Annotated in this window: 16 protein-coding genes; 11 read left to right on the forward strand and 5 right to left on the reverse strand. The window is 64.6% G+C overall.

Annotation, left to right across the window (positions count from 1 at the left end):
• Complete coding sequence (locus N5C18_RS22250) at positions 1 to 168, forward strand: DUF5668 domain-containing protein (protein WP_005410498.1); 168 nt, start codon at positions 1 to 3, stop codon at positions 166 to 168.
• Between the two features lie 75 nt (positions 169 to 243).
• Here N5C18_RS22250 and dcd read toward each other — a convergent pair whose 3' ends face one another.
• Together dcd and apbC are read right to left on the reverse strand one after the other, a co-directional pair.
• Positions 244 to 816 (reverse strand): dCTP deaminase, encoded by a 573-nt coding sequence (gene dcd, locus N5C18_RS22255; RefSeq protein WP_006459366.1) that lies wholly within the window; start codon positions 814 to 816, stop codon positions 244 to 246.
• Positions 817 to 894: 78 nt separating this feature from the next.
• Positions 895 to 1,749 (reverse strand): iron-sulfur cluster carrier protein ApbC, encoded by an 855-nt coding sequence (gene apbC, locus N5C18_RS22260; RefSeq protein ID WP_006459367.1) that lies wholly within the window; start codon positions 1,747 to 1,749, stop codon positions 895 to 897.
• A gap of 213 nt (positions 1,750 to 1,962) precedes the next feature.
• Here apbC and N5C18_RS22265 point away from each other — a divergent pair, with 213 nt between their 5' ends.
• From N5C18_RS22265 to N5C18_RS22310, 10 genes are all read left to right on the forward strand, one after another.
• The gene (locus N5C18_RS22265) at positions 1,963 to 4,770 is read left to right on the forward strand and encodes a TonB-dependent receptor (protein ID WP_053509382.1); all 2,808 of its coding nucleotides are present in this window, start codon (positions 1,963 to 1,965) and stop codon (positions 4,768 to 4,770) included.
• Positions 4,771 to 5,131: 361 nt separating this feature from the next.
• Positions 5,132 to 7,954: a TonB-dependent receptor gene (locus N5C18_RS22270; RefSeq protein WP_053509380.1), complete on the forward strand. Its 2,823-nt coding sequence runs from the start codon at positions 5,132 to 5,134 to the stop codon at positions 7,952 to 7,954.
• A gap of 468 nt (positions 7,955 to 8,422) precedes the next feature.
• Complete coding sequence (locus tag N5C18_RS22275; protein ID WP_053509378.1) at positions 8,423 to 11,332, forward strand: TonB-dependent receptor; 2,910 nt, start codon at positions 8,423 to 8,425, stop codon at positions 11,330 to 11,332.
• A gap of 107 nt (positions 11,333 to 11,439) precedes the next feature.
• Positions 11,440 to 13,449: a prolyl oligopeptidase family serine peptidase gene (locus N5C18_RS22280; protein ID WP_239544277.1), complete on the forward strand. Its 2,010-nt coding sequence runs from the start codon at positions 11,440 to 11,442 to the stop codon at positions 13,447 to 13,449.
• A 135-nt stretch (positions 13,450 to 13,584) separates the two neighbouring features.
• Entirely contained in the window at positions 13,585 to 14,415 is an 831-nt protein-coding gene (locus tag N5C18_RS22285) for a sel1 repeat family protein (protein ID WP_053509376.1), read from the forward strand.
• Positions 14,416 to 14,609: 194 nt separating this feature from the next.
• Entirely contained in the window at positions 14,610 to 16,712 is a 2,103-nt protein-coding gene (locus tag N5C18_RS22290) for a M13-type metalloendopeptidase (protein ID WP_053450416.1), read from the forward strand.
• Positions 16,713 to 16,870: 158 nt separating this feature from the next.
• Entirely contained in the window at positions 16,871 to 18,880 is a 2,010-nt protein-coding gene (locus tag N5C18_RS22295) for a M13 family metallopeptidase (protein WP_053450417.1), read from the forward strand.
• Positions 18,881 to 19,029: 149 nt separating this feature from the next.
• The gene (locus N5C18_RS22300; protein ID WP_279944506.1) at positions 19,030 to 20,232 is read left to right on the forward strand and encodes an ISL3 family transposase; all 1,203 of its coding nucleotides are present in this window, start codon (positions 19,030 to 19,032) and stop codon (positions 20,230 to 20,232) included.
• 87 nt (positions 20,233 to 20,319) lie between these two features.
• Entirely contained in the window at positions 20,320 to 20,802 is a 483-nt protein-coding gene (locus N5C18_RS22305; protein ID WP_279945618.1) for a VOC family protein, read from the forward strand.
• A complete protein-coding gene (locus N5C18_RS22310; protein ID WP_279945619.1) occupies positions 20,799 to 22,385 on the forward strand; it encodes an NAD(P)/FAD-dependent oxidoreductase in 1,587 nt (528 codons plus the stop codon). Before N5C18_RS22305 ends, N5C18_RS22310 begins: the two co-directional genes overlap by 4 nt.
• 170 nt (positions 22,386 to 22,555) lie before the next feature.
• Here N5C18_RS22310 and N5C18_RS22315 read toward each other — a convergent pair whose 3' ends face one another.
• The 3 genes from N5C18_RS22315 to N5C18_RS22325 form a co-directional block, all read right to left on the reverse strand.
• Entirely contained in the window at positions 22,556 to 23,230 is a 675-nt protein-coding gene (locus N5C18_RS22315) for a rhomboid family intramembrane serine protease (RefSeq protein ID WP_008267505.1), read from the reverse strand.
• Between the two features lie 93 nt (positions 23,231 to 23,323).
• Complete coding sequence (locus N5C18_RS22320; RefSeq protein ID WP_230078917.1) at positions 23,324 to 23,662, reverse strand: MGMT family protein; 339 nt, start codon at positions 23,660 to 23,662, stop codon at positions 23,324 to 23,326.
• The gene (locus N5C18_RS22325; protein WP_180865687.1) at positions 23,659 to 24,579 is read right to left on the reverse strand and encodes a DMT family transporter; all 921 of its coding nucleotides are present in this window, start codon (positions 24,577 to 24,579) and stop codon (positions 23,659 to 23,661) included. Before N5C18_RS22325 ends, N5C18_RS22320 begins: the two co-directional genes overlap by 4 nt.
• Positions 24,580 to 24,660: the final 81 nt, after the last annotated feature.

Consider the following 24,660-nt stretch of genomic DNA (forward strand, 5'->3'; position numbering starts at 1 on the left):
ATGCGATTCAACCTCGTTGCCGCCATCCTGCTGATCCTGATCGGCCTGTTCATGCTTGCCAGCAACCTCGGCTGGACGCACCTGAACCTGTCCAAGCTGCTGCTGACCTGGTGGCCGGTGGCGCTGGTGGGCGTCGGCATCGCCATGCTGTTCGGTCGCGGAAAATGACGAAGGCGGCGCATTGCGCCGCCTTCTTTCATGTAGAGCCGAGCATGGCTCGGCTCCACAAACGGCCCACCGTCATCAGGTCCGCGGCAGGGTCACGCCGGTCTGGCCCTGGTACTTGCCGCCACGATCCTTGTACGACGTTTCGCAGACGTCATCGGATGCCGCCTGGAAGAACAGCATCTGGGCCACGCCCTCGTTGGCGTAGATGCGCGCCGGCAACGGCGTGGTGTTGCTGAATTCCAGGGTCACGTGGCCTTCCCATTCCGGCTCCAGCGGGGTCACGTTGACGATGATGCCGCAGCGCGCGTAGGTGCTCTTGCCCAGGCACACCACCAGGGTGTCGCGCGGGATGCGGAAGTACTCGACGGTCCTGGCCAGCGCGAAGCTGTTCGGCGGGATGATGCACTCGTCGCCGACGATATCCACGAAGCTGCCCGGGTCGAAGTGCTTGGGGTCAACAATCGTCGAGTTGATGTTGGTGAACACCTTGAACTCGCGCGAGCAGCGCACGTCGTAGCCATAGCTGGACGTGCCATAGCTGACGATGCGCTCGCCGTTGGCCTGCTTGACCTGCCCGGCCTCGAACGGCTCGATCATGCCGTGCTGCTCGGACATGCGGCGGATCCAACGGTCACTCTTGATGCTCATGCTTTGTCCTGGGAATGCGAGGGGGCGCGAGGATTCTAGCAGGGGGCCGGGCGTGGCCGGCGGCCCCTGCGCAGGCACTTACAGCAGCGAAGACAGGATCGGGATCGACGCGCGCGGGCGCTTGCCGACTTCCTCGACCAGGCGCTGTGCGGCATGGCGATAGGCCTGGGCCGGCACCGAATCGGGCTGGGCGACGGTGATCGGGGTACCGGCGTCGCCCTGCTCGCGGATGCCGATCTGCAGCGGCAGCGAGCCCAGCAGCGGCACGCCGTATTGCGCCGCCATGCGCTCGCCACCGCCTTCGCCGAACAGGTGCTCGACGTGCCCGCAGTTGCTGCAGGTATGCACGGCCATGTTCTCGACGATGCCCAGCACCGGTACTTCGACCTTCTCGAACATCTTCAGCGCCTTCTTCGCATCCAGCGTGGCGATGTCCTGCGGCGTGGTGACGATCACCGCACCGGCCAGCGGGATCTTCTGGGTCAGGGTCAGCTGGATGTCACCGGTGCCCGGCGGCAGGTCGATCAGCAGGAAGTCCAGGTCATCCCACAGGGTGTCGTTGAACAGCTGGGTCATCGCCGAGGTGGCCATCGGGCCACGCCAGATCATTGGCGTGTCCTCTTCGATCAGGTAGCCGATCGACATGGTATCCACGCCGAACGCGCGCAGCGGCTCGATGCTCTTGTTGTCAGGGCTTTCCGGACGGCCGGACAGGCCCAGCATGGCCGGTACGCTGGGACCGTAGATGTCCGCATCCAGCACGCCTACACGCGCACCCAACTGCTGCAGCGCAACGGCCAGGTTGACCGCGGTCGTCGACTTGCCGACGCCGCCCTTGCCCGAACCAACCGCGATCACGTTGCGGATGCGGGCATGCGGCGTCAGCCCCTTCTGGACCTGGCTGGCATGGGGACGGCGGAGAGAACTGTTCACAACGGGCACCAGCGGAATCAGGGGGGATAACCCAACATCATACAAGCTGGACGTAGCCTGACTGAAATTCAGGATTGCTACGGATTCGTGCACAGATTGTTAAGTTCATGTTACGTTCCTGAAGCACTGTTTTGGGCTGCGGGGCTGGTCTCCAGCACGCACGATGGCGCATGCGCAGTGCCGATTTTTGTTTCTGCTCTCTATTGGAACTACATGAAATACGTAAGCAACACCGCACGTCGCAACACGCTCGCCGTCGCCCTGATTTCCGCTCTGATGGCCGCCGCCCCGGCAATGGCCCAGGACAAGGCGACCAACCTGGACAAGATCACCGTCACCGGTTCGCTGATCCCGCAGACCCAGGTTGAAACCCAGACCCCGGTGATGTCCATCACCGCCGAAGACATCCAGACCCGCGGCTTCAGCAGCGTTGCTGAAGTGCTGCAGCAGTCGTCGCTGACCACCGGCGGCCTGCAGGGCGGCCAGACCTCGGGTTCGTTCACCCAGGGCGCCGAAGCAGCCGGCATGTTCGGCCTGAACCCGGGCTACACCAAGTACCTGATCAACGGCCGCCCGATGCTCTCGTATCCGGCGCTGTACAACGGCAGCGACACCTTCAACAACATCAGCGGCATTCCGATCGACATCGTCGAGCGCATCGAAGTGCTGCCGGGTGGCCAGTCCTCGCTGTACGGCTCGGACGCCATCGCCGGTGTGGTCAACATCATCCTGAAGGAGCGCATGGACGGCGGCACGATGACCGTCCGTGGCGGCACCTACACCGAAGGCGGCGGCAGCAACATCCGCTTCAGCGCAGCCAAGGGCTTCAACGCGTTCGACGACCGCTTCCACGCGCTGGTCAACGTGCAGATCGAAAACGGCAGCCCGATCTGGGGCTACCAGCGTGACATCACCAAGCAGAACAACCCGGTCGGCTACACCGCACAGGTGCCGTCGAACGACTTCGCCGTCATCACCAACGCAGACAACAAGCTGCTGATGATGGATCCGAGCCGCTGCGCCAACGTCGCAGGCCTGTACGACGGCACCACCGTTGTCGGCAAGCGCACCTCGGGCGAGTCCTGCGGTTCGGTGTACAGCGCCGGCTACAAGACCCTGAAGAACGGCAAGAACAGCGGCCAGTTCTACTCGTCGATGACCTTCGACGTGAACGACAACTTCCAGCTGTTCGCCGACGTGCTGTACAGCAAGGAAAAGACCGAGTTCACCTCCGGCTCCAGCGCCCTGTGGTGGGGCACCAAGTCGGTCATGGGTGGCTTCTATGACCAGGGCATCGGCAAGGTCGTCAACCTGCAGCGCGCCTTCGCACCGGAAGAAATCGGCCCGGGCCACTACAACAACATCCTGAACTCCGATGAGAGCCGCGCCTACCAGGTCACCCTGGGCGGCAAGGGCATGGTCGGCGACTGGGATTACAGCGCCAGCTTCACCCGCGGCGAATACCGCCTGGACCAGAACCGCTTCGTGCGCTTCAAGGACAAGATCGAGGACTTCTTCGGCCAGACCGTGCTGGGCCCGCGCCTGGGCACCTACACCGATCCGAAGGACCCGACCGCCACGTTCGGCATCTACAACCCGAACTACGCTGCGTTCTACTCGCCGATCACCCCGGACCAGTTCGCCAGCTTCACCGGCTACGGCACCCACCGCAGCAAGACCTGGCAGAACCTGGGTCGCGTGCAGGTGACCAACGGCTCGCTGTTCAGCCTGCCGGGCGGTGACGCCGGCCTGGCCGTCGTCCTGGAAGGTGGCAGCGAAGGTTGGGACTACTCGCCGGACCAGGCCTTCATCGATGGCAACGTGTGGGGCACCACCGCCGTCGCCGGCGCCGGTCACCGCAGCAACTACGCGGTCACCAGCGAACTGCGCATGCCGCTGTTCGAGAAGCTGACCGTCAGCGCCTCGGGCCGCTATGACGCGTTCAAGATTGCCGACAAGACCGTCGACAAGGCCACCTACAGCATCGGCCTGGAATTCCGTCCGATCGAAAGCCTGCTGCTGCGCGGCAAGTACGGCACCGCCTTCCGTGCACCGACCCTGTCCGATGCGTTCCAGGGCATGAGCGGCTCGTACTCGTCCGGCCAGAACGATTACTACCGTTGCAGCCAGCTGGGCTACGCGCTGCGTGACGAGGCCTGCTCCTTCTACAAGACCACCTCGGTGTACAGCGAAAAGTCCGGCAACCCGGACCTGAAGCCGATCACCGCCGACGTGTGGAGCGCAGGCGTGGTGTGGGCCCCGGTGAGCAACTTCTCGCTGTCGGCCGACTACTACAACTGGAAGATCAAGAACGAGGTCAAGACCCTGAGCACCGACCAGCTGCTGCTGGCCGAGTACCAGTGCCGCAACGGCCTGCCGAACAACACCTCGGCCAGCTGCCAGAACGTGACCGACTGGGTGTCCCGCGATGCCGGTGGCAACCTGACCCGCGTGTACACGCCGAAGCTGAACGTTGCCAGCCAGAACCTGGAAGCGGTGACCGTGGCGGCGAAGTACCAGCAGGATATCGGCCGCTTCGGCTCGCTGATGTTCTCCGGCAACTACACCAACATGCTCAAGCGTGAAGTGCAGCCGATGCCGGGCGCCGCCAAGCTCGATCTGCTGAGCGATCCGTACAACATGTGGTACTACGACAACTTCGCCAAGGTCCGTGGCGATCTGTCGGTGGCCTGGAACATCGCCAAGTTCACCACCACCGTGTATGCCAACTACGTCGGCAGCACCCCGAACTACCTGGCCTACACCGGCCGCAGCTACGGCTACGTCCACTCTTCCGGCGCCAAGGCAGGCAAGTGGGGTTCGTACACCACCTACAACCTGAGCATGAACTACCAGGCACAGGACGATCTGGTGCTGTCGCTGATGGTCAACAACGTGTTCAACAAGCTGCCGGAAGGCCAGCGCTACAACTACCCGGGTAACGAATCGACCCCGTTCAATGACGGCTTCTACAGCGTCTACGGCCGCCAGATCTCGGCCCAGGTCAAGTACAACTTCTGATCCCGTCGTTTTCCGGACTTCGTGTCTGGACCAGGCCCCGCTTCGGCGGGGCCTTTTTTTTTGCCTGGGAAAACCGGTCAGAAAATGAAAGGGCGTCCCGATTGTTAATGACCGATCATTTTGCATTCATTCATTTCGCCAGATTCAGCAAAACAGGACAACATCCGCAAATTGTTGTTTTCAAAGAACACATCCACAGAACTGTGACAAAGCCAGTCAAATGCGGTTACACATCTGCGCATTTCAAGTTAAGCCCATGTTAGGTTTCAGGCACACCGCCCCGCATGCCTGCAGAGCGGCCGGACATAAATCGAGCCCCGGGAAGGGGAAACGCGTTCTTACGATCACACGGAGTAATCGCATGTCTCGCAGTCGCTTCTTGTTCCCACGCCATCCGCTCACCTGCGCCGTGCTCAGCGGCCTGTTCCTTGCCAGCGCCAGCACCGGCGCGCTCGCGCAGGACAGCAAGAGTGCAGCCACCAACCTCGACCGGGTCACCGTCACCGGTTCGCTGATCCCGCAGACCCAGATCGAAAACCAGACGCCGGTGCTGACCATCAGCGCCGAGGCGATCCAGGCGCGCGGCTTCTCCAGCGTTGCCGAAGTGCTGCAGCAGTCCTCGCTCACTACTGGCGGCCTGCAGGGCGGCCAGACCTCCGCATCGTTCACCCAGGGCGCCGAAGCGGCCGGGATGTTCGGCCTCAACCCGGGCTACACCAAGTACCTGATCAATGGCCGCCCGATGTTGTCCTACCCGGCGCTGTACAACGGCAGCGACGCGTTCAACAACATCAGCGGCATCCCGATCGATATCGTCGACCGCATCGAAGTCCTGCCGGGCGGCCAGTCCTCGCTGTACGGTTCGGACGCCATTGCCGGCGTAGTCAACATCATCCTGAAGGAGCGCATGGACGGCGGCACGCTGAATGTCCGTGGCGGCGCCTATTCGGATGGTGGCGGCGCCAGCTTCCGGGTGAGCGGGGCAAATGGCTTCAACAGCCGCGATGATCGCTTCCGCGCGCTGGTCAACGTGCAGTACGAGAAGACCAACCCGATCTGGGGCTACCAGCGCGACATCACCAAGCAGAACAATCCGCGCGGCTATACCCGCCAGCTGCCCTCGAACGACTTCCTGGTCTTCGATGCTGACACCGATGACTTCCTGATGATGGATCCGAGCAACTGCGCCAGCGTTGCCGGGCAGTTCGATGGCACCACCATCCTGGGCACGCGCCGGGCAGGCCAGTCCTGCGGCTCAGCGTTCGGCGCCGGCTACAAGACGATCAAGAACAGCAAGGAAAGCAGCCAGTTCTATTCGGCGCTGACCTACGATGTAAATGACAACCTGCAGCTGTTCGGCGATGTGCTCTACAGCTACGAGACCGTCAAGTACAACACCGGTTCCGGCTACAACTACTGGGGCACGGACATCAGCATGGGTCCGTTCTTCGATCAGTCCAGTGGCCGCTATCTCGGCCTGCAGCGCGTGTTCGCCCCCGAAGACATCGGCGGTGGCGGTTACCGCGACATCATGAATACCGACCGCAGCAAGTCCTACCAGGTCACGCTGGGCGCACGCGGTGCGATCGGCAGCAACTGGGACTACGAGGCCAGCATCACCCGCGGCGAGTACAAGCTGAACGAGCGTGGCTACGCGCGCTGGAACGACCCGATCAACAACTGGTTCGCCGACAACGTGCTGGGCCCGGTGCTGGGTGAGACCGACGACGGCTACAACATCTACAACCCGAACTGGGGTGCCTTCTATTCGAAGCTGCCGGAGGGCGCCTTCCAGAGCTTCACCGGTTTCACCACCAGCCGCAGCCGCACCTGGCAGACCCAGACCCGCGCCCAGCTCACCAACAGTTCGCTGTTCAAGCTGCCCGGCGGCGACGCCGGCTTCGCTGCGGTTGTCGAGGGCGGCAGTGAAGGCTGGGACTACACGCCGGATGTACGCCTGACCGACGGCACGGTATTCGGTACCACCTCGGTGGCCGGCAACGGCCATCGCAGCAACTACGCCGTCACCAGCGAACTGCGCCTGCCCCTGCATGACATGCTGACGGTCACCGCCTCCGGTCGCTACGACAACTTCAAGATTGCCGGGCATACCGTCGACAAGCCGACCTACAGCATCGGCCTGGAGTTCCGTCCGTTTGAAAGCCTGCTGGTCCGCGGCAAGTACGGCACCGCGTTCCGCGCACCCTCCCTGCCCGACGCCTTCCAGGGCAAGAGCGGCTACTACGCCAACGGCTCCAAGGATTACTACCGCTGCGGCCAGCTCGGTTTCGATCCGTCCAACACGGTCGATTGCCGCTACGGCAGCGTGTCGGTGTTCGGCACCCAGTCGGGCAATCCGGAGCTGAAGCCGATCACTGCCGACGTCTGGAACGCGGGCCTGGTCTGGGCGCCGATCAGCAATCTGTCAGTGTCGCTGGACTACTACAACTGGAAGATCAAGAACGAGGTCAACACCCTCAGTTCCGACCAGTTGCTGCTGGCCGAGTACTACTGCCGCAACGGCCTGTCCAACACCGCCGGTGCCACCTGCGAGGATGTGGCCAACTGGGTTACCCGTGATGCCACCGGCGCGCTGGAGGAAATCTACACGCCGAAGCTGAACGTGGCACGGCAGAACCTGGAAGCGGTGACCGCCAGTTTCAAGTACGTGCAGGACATCGGCCGCTTCGGCTCGCTGCAGTTCTCCAGCAACTACACCAACATGCTCAAGCGTGAACTGCAGCCGCAGCTCAACGACCCGTTCCTGGACCTGCTGGGCAACCCGTATGCGATGTGGGTGTACGACTCCTATGCCAAGGTCCGGGCCGACGGCTCGGTGGGCTGGGCAATCGACAGGTTCACCACCACGCTGTACTTCAACTACATCGGCCGCACGCCTAACTACATGTCCTACGTGGGACGGGGCTACGACTACGTTGACCCGACCTCCGGCTACAAGGCCGGCAAGTGGGGCTCGTACACCACGTACAACCTGAGCGTGAACTACCGCGCGATGGACAACCTGACGTTCTCGCTGATGGTCAACAACCTGTTCAACAAGGTGCCGGACAATCAGCAGCACTCCTACGCCGGCAACATCGACGTTCCGTACAACAACTCCCTGTACAACGCCTACGGCCGCGCGATCTACGTGCAGGCGCAGTACGACTTCGGCGCGAAGTAAGGCCCCCTGCCGTGCCAGGGTAGACCCCGCTTCGGCGGGGTCTACCCTTTCCTGCACCCGGCAAGTGCGCAGTGCATCACTGTTCGTGCCGGGTGGTGGCGGAGACCGTCTACCCGCCCCGCCCCCCTGCCCAAGGCACGGGTCTTCTTGCCAGCGGCCCCTTTTTCCCTGCTGCTCCCTGAACGAAACGTTCCCGCATCCAAGCAAGCGACGGTCCATGCCGCCCGTTCAGGAAGTCTTTGCAACTTCTTTCATATCAATGAGTTGCAAAGAAAATGCGGAGAAATCAAGGCTTTGCCTACCTTGGCTTCATGACGGCCGCATGAACAGTTGACAGGTCAAGTTAAGTCTGTGTTAACTTTGGTTCATCGGCTTGTGAAGCCGGTGAGAAGTGGGCAACAGCCCATCAGGGACGGCGGCAAGCCTCCAGGGAGCCGACCGATGTTTGATTCATCAGGGGATCTACACATGACCATCCGCAAGGCGCTCAGCCGCCACCCGCTGAGCTTTGCGCTCACCACGGCCCTGCTGGCCACCGGCATCGCTCCGGCCTTCGCCCAGGAAGCTGGCAACGAAGCAGGCGGCAAGAACGCAACCAATCTCGACCGCGTCTCGGTGGTCGGCTCACGCATCAAGCGCTCTGATGTCGAAGGCCCGGCGCCGGTGACCGTGATCACCCGCACCGACATCGACCGCGAAGGTTTCCAGACCGTCGGTGACATGCTGCAGACGCTGACCCAGAACACCACGTCGTCCTTCACCGGCGACCTGGCCGTTACCGGCTTCACCCCCAATGCCCAGGTGGTCAACCTGCGCAACCTGGGCCCCGGCTACACGCTGACCCTGGTCAACGGCCGCCGCCCGGCGCAGTACCCGCAGCCGTACAACCGCGACAACAACGTCGCCAACATCAACTCGATCCCGAGCAGCATCGTCGAGCGCGTGGAAGTGCTGACCGGTGGTGCATCGGCCATTTACGGCTCCGACGCCGTGGCGGGCGTGGTCAACATCGTGCTGCGTGAGCACTACGACGGTAACCTGGTGCGCGTGACCGCCGGCACGACTGCCGAAGGCGGCGGTGACACGGTCAACGTGGAACTGACCGGTGGCCGTACCGGTGACCGCTGGAGCGCGGTGTGGGCGCTGCAGTACAGCGACCGCGAGCCGGTGTTCGCCAGCCAGCGCAAGTGGCTGTCCGACCTGCGCGAAGGTCCGCTGGGCAGTGCGGCGACCCCGAACCTTTCGATGGCCGTCATTCGTGGCGTGGCCAACGCCAACGGCCCGCTCAACCACAACGCCCTGTATCCGGGCGCAGAGAAGTGTGAAGCACTGGGGTTCGACACGGTCACCACCGCGTCCCGCGGCAAGTACTGCGGCTCATACACCAGCAACTCCGCCCGTTCTATCTCCAACAAGCGCCAGTTCTACTCGGCCTACGGTTACGGCACCTTCGACTTCACCGATACCACCCAGGGCTTCGCCAGCGTCAACTACTACACCACCAAGGCCAAGGCCAGCGCGGGTACCGAGTTCTGGGCGACGTCGGGCGACCGCTTCAACCAGACCCGTACCGGTGCAGCCACCCAGTACTTCTGGGATCCCAACCTGAAGGACCTGGTGTCGCTGCAGCGCATCTTCACTCCGCAGGAGCTGGGCGGCAACGAAGCAGCCAGCACCCTGTATGACGAATACACCTACGACTTCAACGTCGGTGTCCGTGGCAACCTCGCCGATCGCTTCGACTGGGAAGCCAGCGCAGGTTACGGCTACTACGACTACAAGATGGATCGTCCGCGCCTGCTCGCACAGGCCGTGCATGACTACTTCCTGGGTTCGCGCCTGGGCTATGTCAACTCCACCGGCGGTACCACCGGCAATGCGATCTACCCGGTCTACGCGCTGAACCAGGATCGCTGGACGTCGCCGATCACGCCGGACATCTATCGCTCGTTCTCCACGCGCGTGATCAACCGCTCGGAGACCAGCGTCGCCAACGCCAACTTCAACATCAGTGGCGATCTGTTCGATCTGCCGGCTGGCGCCCTCGGCTTCGCGGGCGTGCTGGAATGGAACCGGCAGAAGATGGACATGGTCAGCGATCCGCGCACCGATCAGTTGCGTCCGATCGACAACCAGACCATCTACAACCTGACCAGCTCGGGCGAAACCCACGGTACCCGCGACCGCTACGCCATTGGTGCGGAATTCCGCGTGCCGATCTTCAGCAGCCTCAGCGCCAATGCCGCGGCCCGCTATGACAAGTACGACGACATCTCGTCGGTCGATGCGGCCACCACCTACAACCTCGGCCTGGAATGGCGTCCGTTCAGCAACCTGCTGGTGCGCGGCAGCTACGCCACCAGCTTCCGTGCCCCGGACATGCAGCTGATCTACGCACAGGGTGCGGCGTCCTACACCACCGAGCTCGACGAGTATGCGTGCCGCTCGGGTACCGGTGCCGGCGCAGCACAGGGTCCGCGTACCCGTGCTGCATGTAATGCCACCGCCAACGATCCGACCAAGTACTCGGTACAGACCCTGGTGGCAGGCAACCCCAACCTGACCGAAGAAAAGGGCAAGTCGTGGGGCGCGGGCTTCGTGTGGGACGTGACCGATGGCATGTCGCTGACGGTTGACTACTACCGCATCCGCCTGGAAGACGCCGCTGCGCAGCTCAGCAACGACTACCTGCTGCGCGCCGACGCCGCCTGCCGCCTGGGCAGCACCAGCGACCCGTCTCGCCCGATGCCGAGCGCTGCGCTGTGCTCGCAGCTGTCGACCCTGATCACCCGCGTCAACCAGCCGGACGCTCCGGACAACGGCCGCATCAGCCGCATCAACAATGCTTACATCAACACCGCGCTGCAGGACACCAGCGGCATCGATGCCAGCTACAAGTACAACCTGGATACCGATCGCTGGGGTCGCTTCAACTTCGACCTGGGCTATTCGCTGACCCTGACCAACAAGTACAAGCAGCTGAAGGAAGAGCCGCTGATCGACTACCGCGATCTGCCGCCGGAGTACTGGAACCCGGAACGCAGCCGCGCCCGCGGCAGCGTCACCTGGTCCAAGGGTGACTGGGCAACCACCGTGTTCGGTACCCGCTACGGCTCGGCATTCAGCAGCCTCGACACCTCCGGTACCAACAGCGCGGGTGGCTACTATCCGCGTCGCCTGCCGCCGTTCTTCCTGTGGAACCTGAGCGTTGGCAAGAAGTTCGGCGAGAACGTGCTGGCAACCTTCCAGGTGGTCAATGTGTTCGACAACCAGTACCGCAAGGACAACAGCCGTATCGCCTATCCGTTCTATGACCCGTTCATTGGCGCCGACCCGTTGGGCCGTCGCTTCTACATGAGCCTGCAGTACAAGTTCTGATCATCTGCTGATGATGTAAGCACGGATGGAAAGCCCGGGCATGTACCGGGCTTTCCTTTTTTTGAATGCGGTGAACGCGATCACCGCAGCGGACAAGGAACCTGCCCATGCAGAAGATGTCGAAGCTGTTCACCCCACTTGCCATTGCCATGGCGGCGCTGCTGTCACCGGCCACGTTTGCCGCGCCGTCGTCCACGCCTTACTCGATCGAAGACTTCGTCAAGCACGCGACGTTCAATTCCGCCCGGATCTCGCCCAATGGCGACTACCTGGCAATCAGCGTCGACCTGGGCGAACAGGATGTGCTGACCATCCTGCGCACCAGCGATCTGAAGGTACTGAAGGTCAACCAGCTGCCCGACAAGAAGAGTGTCGGTGCGTTCCACTGGATCTCTCCCCAGCGGCTGATGTTCAATGCCGTGAAGAAGCAGGGCGGGTATGCGCAGCCCTTCCCCACCGGCGAATGGTTCGCCGTCAACGCCGACGGCAGCCAGGCACGGCCGGTAATCTTCTACGGCACCCGCGATGCCACCCAACGCAGCAAGAGCGTGGGCAACGAATCGTACTCGCTGCTCGATACCCTGCGCGGCGATGACCAGAACGTGATCATGCAGGTGCGCTACCCGCGCTCGTCCGAGGGCGCGGGGACCCAGGTGGTCAGCGTGGACACCATCAGCGGCCGGCGTACCCCGTTGGCACGCGCGCCCAAGGAGAACTGCGATATCGCACTGGATGCCGGCAAGGAGCCGCGTTTCGCCGTGTGCAGTTCCAGCCGCGACGAAAGCGGCGAATACGATGAACGAAGCGAACTCTATCGGCGCGATGGCAGCAACTGGACGCTGATCAACGCATCCAAGTCCGATGGCCAGCACCTGCGCGTGTTGCGCACCACCGCGGACGGCACGGTCTACGCTGAGCAGGATGATGGCAAGGCACCGGCCGCCGTGGGTACGCTGGATACGGCCACCGGCCAGTTCAAGCGACTGTTCCAGGACCCGGTCACCGAAGTCTCGCAGCTGATGTGGAGCACCGACGACAAGCAGCTGATCGGCGTGGTCAATCAGGCCGGCAGCCCGAAGGTCACGCTGGTCCAGGACGACCATCCGGATGCGGCGTTGTACCAGTCGCTGGCCAACGCGTTCCCCGGGCAGATGGTGCAGTTTTCCAGCTATACCGACGATGGCGCCAAGATCCTGCTCTCGGTGTACAGCGACACCAATCCGGGCGAGCTGTACCTGTTCGACCGCGCCAGCGGCCAGGCTCGGTTCCTGCTGCAGGGACGCGACTGGCTCGATCCGAAGCGCATGGCCACGGTCAAACCGTTCACGGTCCAGGCGCGCGACGGTCGCCAGCTGCACGGCTATCTGACCCTGCCCAAGGGAAGCGAAGGCAAGCGCCTGCCGATGATCGTCAACCCGCACGGCGGCCCGATCGGACCGCGCGACAACTGGGGCTTCAATCCCGAAGCGCAGCTGCTGGCCAGCCGCGGCTACGCGGTGCTGCAGGTCAATTTCCGTGGCTCGGGCGGCTATGGCAAGGCCTTCGAGGAAGCCGGCCACAAGCAATGGGCCGACGGCATCCAGAACGACATCCTCGATGCGACCCACTGGGCGATCGACCAGGGCGTGGCCGACAAGGATCGACTGTGCATCTACGGCGGCAGCTTCGGCGGTTACTCGGCGCTGATGGCGCCGATCCGTGAGCCTGGCCTGTTCAAGTGCGCTTTTGGCTACGTCGGCGTATACGACGTGGACATGCTGTTCAAGAAGGGCGACATTCCGCAGCGCGAATCCGGACTGCGTTACCTGCGTCGAACCCATGGCACCGACGTCGCCGAGTGGACCAAGGCCTCTCCGGCCCGCCGCGCCGCAGAAGTGAAGATTCCGGTGTTCCTGGCCGCCGGCGCGCGTGATGTGCGTGCGGTGCCCGAGCAGACCGAGCTGATGGCCAAGGCCCTCACCGAGGTCGGCAATGCCCCGGAGGGCGTGATCATCCAGTCTGGCGAAATGCACGGCTTCTACGAGGTGCCGGCACGCGTGAACCTGTATACGAAGATGCTGGACTTCTTTGGTCGCCATATCGGCAGCGGCGCCGCTGCCGGGGCCAGCAGCCCCTAGCGCACCGGGAGGAGGGGGCCGCCCGCCCCCTCCCCCTTGCTTTTGGCATAGTGACCAACGCCGCATGCAGAGTGTCCCGCACTGGAAGGACCTTTCATCCATGGGCCTCTACGATTCGATCAAGGAAAGATGAACATGAAATCCCGCTCCTCGCTGCTGGCACCGCTGCTGCTCGCGCTGGCTGTGCCTGTCACGTCGCTCGCCGCGCCTCCGGCCACCCAGGCACCTTCGGCGTTGCCGTCCGATCCCACCGAAGACCCGCTGCTGATCAGCGCAGGATTCCTCAATGGCCATCCCGACCTGCGCTTCCGCATGCTGGGCATGGAAAAGCAACGTGCCAACGACCTGCAGGCGGCCTTCGGCTTCTTCCAGCGTGCGGGCTTCTACGGCGACAAGGTGTCACAGGCAATGGTTGCCGAAATGCTGTGGAACGGCACGGGCACCGCGGTGAACCGCCCACTGGCCTATGCCTGGATGGATCTCGCTGCGGAGCGTGGCTACAAGGGCTTCCTCGAGCTGCGTGAACGCTACTGGGCCGCACTCAGCGAGGCCGAGCAGGTCCAGGCGGTGACCGAGGGCGAAGCCGTCTATGCGCGCTTCGGCGATGCCGCTGCGGAACCCCGCCTGGCGTTGGCCATGCGCCGCGAGCAGAAGCGCATGACCGGCAGCCGCACCGGCTTTGCTGGCAATGTGAAGATCCTCGTGCCCGGTCCGAACGGCACCACCGAACAGATCGATGGCACCAAGTTCTACGACAGCCGCTATTGGGATCCCGCGCAGTACCGCCAGTGGCAGGACACCATCTGGTCGACGCCGCGGGTGGCACGTGTCGACGTCGGCAGCGTGACACAGCTGCCTGCGGAAACCGGCCGCCCGTCCCGCATTCCGGAGGTGGCTCCGCAGCCGGATGCCCCGGAGCCGAAGACCGACGATGCTCAGCCGCAACCGATCCCGGGACAACACTGACCCGCCTGCCAGCGCGGGCAGGCGCGGCCAGTGTGCCGATCCTGCCCGGTTGCTGCCCTACCGGTGCCTGTACAGGCACCCTTGCCAAGCGCCATGACCTTCGACACCCTTGCGGGGCAGGCTGGCGGCGTATCGTTCGGCCCACGGCCGCCCTGCGGCCCTTCCCTGACTCACTCGGCCTGGAGGCCATTCAAGTGACCCGTACTCCCAAGATCGTGCTGCTGACCCTGGCCGTTTCGGCCGCGCTGGTCGGCTGCGGCAAGACTGAGGCCCCGGCCAAGGACGCCACTGCCTCCACGCCGGCCCCCGCCCAGGCCACCCAGTACACCCTGGACGAAAGCAAGCTGCCGGCCTACAACGCCTTCCAGCCCAGCGACCTGGATACCAGCAAGGACGCCTGTGGCGCCTTCGGCGACTACGTCAACAGCAAGTGGCTGGCCGCCAATGAAATTCCGGGCGACCGCACCAGCTGGGGCGCCTTCACCATCCTCGACGAGCGTTCGGTGGCGGTGCAGCACCAGCTGGCCGAGCAGGTCGCGCAGGTGAAGAACCCGAACCACATCGAGAAGATCGTCGGCGACCTGTGGGCCACCGGCATGGACGAAGCCAAGATCAACGCGCAGGGCATCGAGCCGCTGAAGGCCGACCTGACCGCGATCGACGGCCTGCAGGACAAGGCCGCCATCGCCAACTACCTGCGCACCAGCGCGGCCAAGGGCGACAACGTGCTGTTCGGCTTCGGCGCCGAAGCCGACTTCAAGAACTCGGCCGTGAACATGGCCTACGCCAGCCAGGGCGGCCTGGGCCTGCCGGACACCACCTATTACACCGATGCCAAGAACGCCGACAAGCTGAAGGCCTACCAGGCGCACGTCGCCAAGGTGCTGGAACTGTCCGGCGTCGCCGCGGCCGATGCGGCCAAGCAGGCCGAGGACGTGGTCAAGTTCGAAACCCGCCTGGCCAAGGCCTCCAAGTCGCGCGTCGAGCTGTCGCGCAACGTCGAGCTGTTCTACAACCCGGTCACCCTGGCCGACGCCGACAAGCTGACCCCGAACTTCAGCTGGACCGAGTTCTTCAAGTCGCAGGGCGTGGCCGCGCCGGAGAAGTTCTCGCTGGCCATGCCGGCGTTCCATGAGGAGGTGAGCAAGGCGCTGGGCGACACCGATCCGTCGGTATGGCGCGCCTACCTGCGCTTCCACACCGTGGACAGCGCTTCGCCGTACCTGGCCGACGCCTTCGTGCAGGAGAACTACGAGTTCTACGGCAAGACCCTCAACGGCCAGAAGGAACAGAAGCCGCGCTGGAAGCGCGTGCTGGGCACCATCGAGAACGATGCCGGCGAAGCCTTCGGCCAGCTGTATGTGAAGGTCGCCTTCTCGCCGGAAGCCAAGGCGAAGATGGAAGAACTGGTGAAGAACCTGGCTGCGTCGCTGAAGGAACGCATCCAGGGCCTGAGCTGGATGAGCGAGGAAACCAAGGCCAAGGCCATCGCCAAGTGGGAAACCTTCACCCCGAAGATCGGCTACCCGGACAAGTGGCGTGACTGGGCGGGCCTGCAGACCCAGCGCGACAGCTACCTGGGCAACGTGCGCGCGGCCAGCGAGTTCAACTACAAGTTCAACCTGTCCAAGATCGGCAAGCCGGTCGACAAGACCGAGTGGGGCATGACCCCGCAGACGGTCAATGCGTACTACAACCCGCTGCAGAACGAGATCGTGTTCCCGGCCGCCATCCTGCAGCCGCCGTTCTTCGATCCGAAGGCCGACGACGCGCTGAACTACGGCGGCATCGGTGCGGTGATCGGCCATGAAATGACCCATGGTTACGACGACCAGGGCGCGCGCTTCGGGCCGACCGGCAACATGGAAGACTGGTGGACCCCGGCCGACAAGAAGAACTTCGAAGGCCTGACCGGCAAGCTGGTCAAGCAGTTCGACCAGTACAAGGTCGACGGCCAGGCCGTGAACGGCCACCTGACCCTGGGCGAGAACATCGCCGACCTGGGTGGCCTGGCCACCGCCTACGACGCCCTGCAGAAGGCCACCGCCGGCAAGGAAGATCCGAAGGTCGACGGCTTCACCCGCGACCAGCGCTTCTTCTTCAACTGGGCCACCGTGTGGCGCACCAAGTACACCCCGGAAAACGCCAAGGTCCGCCTGGCCACCGACCCGCATGCCCCGGCGCAGTTCCGCGCCATGGGTGCGCCGTCGAACCTGCCGACCTTCGCCGCTGCGTTCCAGTGCAAGGCCGGTTCGCCGATGGCCCGCGCTGGCGAGCAGCAGGTGGTGATCTGGTAAGCCACGGCTGACGCTGCGGCAGACCTGCAAAGGCCCGGGATTTCCCGGGCCTTTGTTTTTGGCGGCGCCCTGCGAACGCAGCGTGATGCCTGCATGCCGCGTCGATGCCCGGCTTGCTATAGTGCGCGCGCCCTCAATCCATCACGGATTCGTTCCACATGCCCAACTTCCGTCCGCTTGCCATCGCCCTGGGCATCAGCCTGGCGACCCTGGTCCCGACCCACGATGCGTTTGCCGCCGCCAAGAAGAAGGCCGCCCGCGCCCCGGCTGTCAGTGCCCAGTGCAGCGACTTCTACGACGCCACCAACGCAGGCTGGCTGAAGGCCAACCCCGTACCGCAGACCGGTGCCACCACCGCACTGGGACAGCTGGTCGATCGCAGCCGCCAGCAGCAGCGCGAACTGCTCGATGCCGCGATGAAGTCGCCGCAGGGCAACGTGCAGAAGCTGCTGGGTGACTTCTGGGCCAGCGGCCTGGACGAAGCCGCGGTGGAAGCCGACGGTTCCAACCCGATCGCCCCGCTGCTGACCCGCATCAACGCCATCAAGAAGGCCAAGGACGTGCCGGCGTCGATCGCCGCGCTGCACCAGGTCGGCATCCCGGTGGCCTTCAACTTCGGCCCCGACGTGGACCTGAAGGCGCTGGACCGTCACATCGGCTATTTCATGCAGGGCGGCATGGGCCTGCCGGACCCGGCGTTCTATACCCGTACCGACGCCGATACCGTGGCGCTGATGGGTCGCTACCGCGCCTACGTCAAGCAGATCCTGGCGCTGACCGGCACCCCGGCCGCCAAGCTGGATGCCGAATCGCAGTCGGTGATCGCGCTGGAAACCGAGCTGGCGCGCAACGCGCAGTCGCTGGCCGGCATCAACAATCCGTTCAACAACTACGCGCCGATCTCCACCAAGGAGCTCAACAGCCGCTACCGCAACCTGCAGCTGGATGCCTTCCTGAAGGCCCAGGGCGTGGATGACGACCTGGTCTCGCTGGCCGACCCGGGCCTGTTCAAGCAGCTCGACGGCATGGTCACCAAGCTCAAGCCGGACCAGTGGAAGGCCTACCTGCGCTGGCGCGTGGGTGACGCGATGGCGCCGTACCTGTCCAAGGCCTACCGCGATGCCGAGTTCGAATTCCGCGGCCGCGTGCTGCGTGGCGAAACCCTGCCGCCGCAGCGCTGGGAAGACGTGCTGGATGCGATCAACGTGGCCGCCGGCCCGATGGTCGGCCGCGAGTACGCCGCGCGTTACCTGTCGGCCGAAGACCGTCGCCAGGCGGCGTGGATCGTCGACAAGGTCCGCGAAGTGCAGATCGAGGCGGTCAGGAACAGCAGCTGGATGAGCGCCGAAGCCAAGACCGAAGCGCAGGCCAAGCTGGCCGCGCTGAAGATCGAGATCGGCACCCCGCTGCGCGACCTGGACTACAGCGTGCAGCCGATGGGCCGTGGCTCGTTCGGCGGCAACATGCTGATCGCTTCGACCTGGCGCCATCGCGAGGAAATGAAGCGCATCGGCAAGGGCAACGCCGACCGTCGCTGGGACGTGCTGCCGCAGCAGCCGTCGCTGGCCTACGACCTGGCGCAGAACCGCCTGATCGTTACCGCCGCGATCCTGCAGGGCCCGGTGTTCAACGCCAAGGCTGACGCCGCCGACAAGTTCGGCAGCTTCGGTGGCCTGGTCGGCCACGAGCTGACCCGTGCGATCGATGCCAAGGGTGCACTGGTCGATGCCAAGGGCGAGCTGCGCAGCTGGTGGACCCCGGCCGACAAGACCGCCTGGACCCTGCTCGGCAACCGCGTGGCCGCACAGTACGGCGCCTACGACTTCCCCGGCGTGAAGGGTGCCAAGGTCAACGGCACGCTCACCCAGGAAGAGAACCTGGCCGACATCGCTGGCCTGGAACTGGCCTGGGCCGCGTACACCGCACAGGAACCGAAGGCCAAGCAGGCACAGCAGCAGGGCTTCTTCCGCGCCTGGTCGGCGCTGTGGGCACAGCAGCTGTCGCCGAACGAAGCCGTGCGCCGCCTGACCGCCGACATCCGCGCGCCGGGCCTGTGGCGCAGCAATGGCACGCTGGCCAACCTGCCGGCCTTCGGTGCCACCTTCAGCTGCAAGGCCGGCCAGCCGATGCAGCGCAGCGAGGCCGAGCAGATCAAGGTCTGGCGCTGAGCCTGCTGATGAACCGGTAACACAGGGGCGCCTTCGGGCGCCCTTTTTTTGGTTCTTCTCCCATCTGAGGGGAGAGGCTCACGGCCGACCCGCTAGATTGTGGTTGTCGAGACTACAAACTGGGGCCGGCCGTGGCCAAGCTGGATTGTATGCCGTTGTTGGGGGCCTGGGCGGGGTATCGCCTGGATGATTGGCGACGCGAAGTCCGTGATGGAGTCTCGTGGCTGGTGCTTTCGCTGTTCCCCGATGGACGCCGTAGGCGCCGCTGCAGCGGCTGCTCCAAGTGGGTCACCTCCATCCACGACCAGGTGATCCGGCGTGTCCGTGATCTGCCTGTGTTCGATGAGCCGGTCGAGCTGGAGGTGCAGCGGCAGCGCGTGGCCTGCCCTCGTTGTGGGCCGAGGCTGGAGCATCTGGACTGGCTGGATCGGCACAGCCGGGTCACGCAACGACTGGCAAAGAGCGTTGCACGGATGTGTGCTACTACCTCGATCCATGCCACGGCAAAGTGGCATGGTCTGAACTGGAAAACCGTCAAGGCGCTTGATTTCAGGCACTTGCAGCAGACGCTGGGACCGGTGGACCTTTCCGGAGTCCGTATTCTTGCAATGGACGAATTTGCGATCCAGAAGGGCCATCGCTACGCCACGGTGATAGTAGAGCCGTCCCGCAAACGCGTGCTGTGGGTTGGGCGAGGTCGTAGCCGGGCTGATATCCGCCCCTTTTTCGAGTTGCTGGGCCAGGAGGGCTGCGAGCGCATCCAAGCGGTCGCCATGGACATGAACTCGGCATTCGATCTGGAAGTGAAGGCCCAATGCCCGAACGCCGAAGTGGTCTATGACCTGTTCCATGTGGTGGCCAAATACGGGCGGGAGGTCATTGACCGGATCCGCGTGAATGAGGCCAACAGGCTGCGCCACGACAAGCCTGCCCGGCGCGTGGTGAAGACCTCGCGCTGGCTCCTGCTACGTAACCGACAGAATGTCCCGGGCGATCAGCGCATCAAGCTCAAGGAATTGCTGGAGGCAAACAAAGCCCTGCTGACGACCTATCTGCTCAAAGACGACTTGAAGCAGCTCTGGCGCTACCGCAGCCAAGCGTGGGCAGAAAAAGCATGGAAGAGCTGGCGACAGCGCGCTCTGCGCAGTCGCCTTGAGCCCCTGAGGGCCTTTGTCCATCGCCTGCAGCCCTATCTGCCAGGCATTATGGCCCACTGCCGATGGCCGCTGGGGACGAACCTGGTCGAGGGGGTCAACAACAAGATCAAGGTCATCAAGCGCGTAGCCTACGGATACCGGGACGATGCCTACTTCTTCCTCAAGATCCGCGCAGCCTTCCCCGGAGTTGGGTGAAGAACCCTTTTTTTTGCGGGTGCAGCACGATCCGGGGTTAACACCGGGCATGCTATCGCTGCTGCTTCGTCCATCGAGGAGCCCGACATGGCACACAAGAACACGATCTGTGTCTGGTATGACAACGGCGCGCTCGAGGCCGCCACCTTCTACGCCAGCATCCTGCCCGACAGCGCGGTGACCGCCGTGCATCACGCGCCCGGTGACTATCCCGACGGCAAGGAAGGCAATGTGCTTACCGTCGAGTTCACCGTCTGTGGCATTCCCTGCGTCGGCCTCAACGGCGGTACCGCGTTCAAGCACAGCGAAGCGTTCTCCTTCCAGATCCAGACCGAAGACCAGGCCGAGACCGACCGCCTGTGGAGCGCGATCGTCGGCAACGGCGGCCAGGAGAGCCAATGCGGCTGGTGCAAGGACCGCTGGGGCATCTCCTGGCAGATCAGCCCGCGCATGCTGATCGAAGCGGTGACCAGCCAGGACAAGGCGCTGGCCAAGCGCGCCTTCAACGCGATGATGCCGATGAAGAAGATCGACATCGCTACCATCGAAGCGGCGATCCGCAACGCATGACGACATGGGATGCGATCCTCATCGGTGGTGGCCACAACGGCCTGGTCTGCGCGGCCTATCTGGCGCGCGCCGGAAAGAAGGTGCTGGTTCTGGAACGTCGGGGCGTTCTCGGCGGTGCGGCGGTCACCGAGGAATTCCATCCCGGCTTCCGCAACTCGGTCGCGTCGTACACGGTGTCATTGCTGCAGCCCAAGGTGATCGACGACCTGCGACTGCATGCGCATGGGCTGCGCATCGTCGCGCGTCCGGCCAACAACTTCCTGCCGCTGCCGGATGGCCGCTATCTGTTGTCGGCACCGGGCCGCACCCAGGCCGAGGTCGCAAAGTTCTCCGAGCGGGATGCGCAGCGCCTGCCTGAATATGAGGCACGTCTGGAGATCTTCGCCGACGTCCTGCGCGCGTGGGCCCTGCGCGCACCGCCGGATATTGGCGTTGCAGGTGGTTGGCGTGCCCTGCCCGCCCTGTGGCAGATGGGTCGTCTCGGGCGCGAACTGTCGACGCTGGATCCCTCGCTGCGGCAGGAACTGCTGGACCTGTTCACGCTGTCGGCAGCGGAGTATCTGGATCGCTGGTTCCAGAGCGAGCCGATCAAGGCGCTGTTCGGTTTCGATGGCATCGTCGGCAACTACGCCAGCCCGTATACCCCGGGCAGTGCCTACGTGCTGCTGCACCACGTGTTCGGCCAGTGCAACGGCGTAAAGGGCGCTTGGGGCCACGCGATCGGTGGCATGGGTGCGATCAGCCAGGCCATCGCCGCCTCGGCGCGCGCGGCCGGTGCGGAACTGCGCGTGCAGGCCGGCGTGCAGCGCGTGCTGATCGAGCAGGGCCGCGCGGTGGGCGTGGTACTGGCCAACGGCGAAACCCTCCGCGCACGCGCGGTGATCGCCAACGTCAACCCGAAACTGCTCTACGAACATCTGCTGGAACCGGCGCACGTACCGCCAGCCACACGCGAACGCATGGCAAACTGGCGTTGCGGTTCCGGCACGTTCCGGATGAACGTGGCGCTGTCGCGGCTGCCGGAGTTCCGCGCCCTGCCCGGCCCCGGCGATCACCTCAGCGCCGGCATCATCATGGCGCCCAGCCTGGACTACATGGACCGCGCCTGGCTGGATGCACGACGCGACGGCTGGTCGCGCGAACCGATCGTGGAAATGCTCATTCCCAGCACGCTGGACGACTCGCTGGCACCGCCCGGCCAGCATGTGGCCAGCCTGTTCTGCCAGCACGTGGCACCGGTGCTGCCCGACGGCCGCCACTGGGATGATCATCGGGACACCGTGGCTGATCTGATGATCGCCACCGTTGAACGGTATGCGCCCGGCTTCGCCGACAGTGTGCTGGGCCGCCAGGTGCTGTCACCGCTGGATCTTGAACGGATCTTCGGCCTGATCGGTGGCGACATTTTCCACGGTGCACTCAGTGCCAACCAACTGTTCTCGGCACGACCGATGGTCGGCCAGGCCGGCTATCGCGGCGCCCTGCCCGGGCTCTACCTGTGCGGTTCGGGCACCCATCCGGGCGGCGGCGTTACCGGTGCACCGGGGCACAATGCCGCGCAGGTGGTGTTGCAGGATGGGTAGGTGCCAACCTTGGTTGGCACAGAGCGGCAGAGCGAACGCCAACCAAGGTTGGCACCTACCGCGTCAAATGATCCCATTCAAAGCGTGCCAACCAAGGTTGGCACCTACCCGCGTGGGACAAGGTGTGCCGACCAACGGTCGGCACCTACAGCGTCAAATGATCCTTCGGATCATTTGACGCTGCGCAGGTGGTTCGGTCGATTCGGTGGGCCCGGCGGGCGGCGCTTGTTGAACGGCGGCTGCCCGCGCCAGTAGCGGATCAGCAACCAGCCGAACAGCATGCCGCCCAGGTGCGCGAAGTGGGCCACGCCCGGCTGCCAGCCGGTCATGCCCAGCACCAGTTCACCCACACCGAACAGGATCACGAAGGTCCGTGCCTTCATCGGGATCGGCGGGAACAGCAGCATCACCCGCTGGTTGGGGAACAGCATGCCGTAGGCCAGCAGCAGGCCGAATACGCCGCCGGAGGCGCCCAGCACCGTCGCGGGGTTCTCCAGCAGCGTCCCCACCAGCAGCTGGCAGACACCGGCGCCGGCCACGCAGACCAGGTAGTACAGCAGGAAGCGCTTCTCGCCCCAGGTCTGCTCCAGCGGCGCGCCGAACATGAAGACCGCCAGCATGTTGAAGAACAGATGGCCGAAGCTGCCATGCAGGAAGCCATAGGTCAGCAGCTGCCAGGGCTGGAAGTTGCCGCCCGGCGAGAACGCATCGAAGCCCTGCTGCAACGGTTGCAGCATGAACGGCTCGAAGGTCTGCATGCCGAGCAGGAACGGCTGCTGCAGCAGGAACAGGATCGCGTTGGCGATCAGCAGGGCCTTGGTGACGGTTGGCAGTCGCGGGAACATGGGAGCACCGGCATGGATCGGCCTCCATCATAGCCGCAGCACCCGGCCTTGTTGGCGACCGCCAGGCACGGCCTGTTCAGTCGCCAGCCGCGCTCAGCCGGGTCCCCACACCGCCGCATCCAGCGCCGCGGCCGGATCGGTGGCCGGCATCCGCACCCGGCCGTTCTCCACCACCACGCCTTCGGCGCGCAGCCGCTGTGATTGTTCGTGCCAGCCGGCCGAGCCTTCTTCCATGGCGATGCGCCCATCCGAGCGCAGCACGCGATGCCAGGGCAGGTCCGGGTCGTCGTTCTGGCCGAGGATGCGCGCGGTCAGCCGTGCCCGCCCGGGCAGGCCGGCACGCATCGCCACCTGGCCATAGCCCATCACCTGCCCCGCCGGGATGGCGCGGATCACCGCCAGGATGCGTGCGCGCGCCTGCTCCGGCGTCAGCGCCGCAGGCGGGTCACCAGCAGCACGCCGATCAGCACCAGCACGGTGCCGGCGATCTGCGCCGGCCCCATCGGTTCGTCGAGCAGCCATAGGCTCATCACGATGGTGGAAACAGGGCCCAGCATACCGACCTGTGCGGCCAGCGACGAACCCACGCGCTGCACCGCCAGCATGATCGCCAGCACCGGCAACACGGTGCAGACGGTCGCGTTGGCCAGCGACAGCCATTGCACCGGTGCCGGCGCCTGCCACAGCAGCGGCAGCGGATGGGTGACCGCGAAATGCAGCAGCACCAGCACGCTGGCGACACAGCTGGCATAGGCGGTCAGCCGAACCGCACCGATGCGCGCGACCACCTGGCCGCTGCCGAACAGGTACAGCGCGTAGCTGAGCGCACTGCCCAGCACCAGCAGGCTGCCGACGATGATCTGCCCGCCCTCGCGCTGCAGGTCGTGGCCGAACGCCAGCAGCACGCCCAGATAGCTCAGCACCAGCGCGCCGATCTGCCATCGGCCCGGTCGCTGGCGCGCCAGCAGCACATTGATCAGCAGCACCAGGGTCGGGTTCAAGTACAGGATCAGCCGTTCCAGGGTCACGCTGATGTACTGCAGCCCCTGGAAGTCGAGCAGGCTGGACAGGTAGTAGCCGGTGAAACCCAGCCACAGCACCCGGGCGCGGTCGGCCCATGACAACGGCTCGGCCCGGCGCGCGGCCCACAGCGCCATCAGCACGAACAAGGGCAGCGCCATCAGCATGCGCAACGCGAGCAGCGTGGTGGCATCCACGCCGTGGCGCAGCCCGAGCTTGACGATGATTGCCTTGCCGGAGGCGGCGATGGCGCCGATCGCGGCCAGGCCAATGCCCCCCAGCGCGATGCGAGGGGAGGCGGTGGCGATACGGGAAGCAGGGCTGGACATCAGGACGACGGCAGGCCGCGCGGGGCGGCCCGGGAAGGCGTGGGGGCGGCCATTGTCGCATGGGGGCGACCGGTGCCCGCC

The organism is Stenotrophomonas sp. GD03930 (assembly GCF_029839665.1).
GTDB lineage: Bacteria > Pseudomonadota > Gammaproteobacteria > Xanthomonadales > Xanthomonadaceae > Stenotrophomonas > Stenotrophomonas forensis.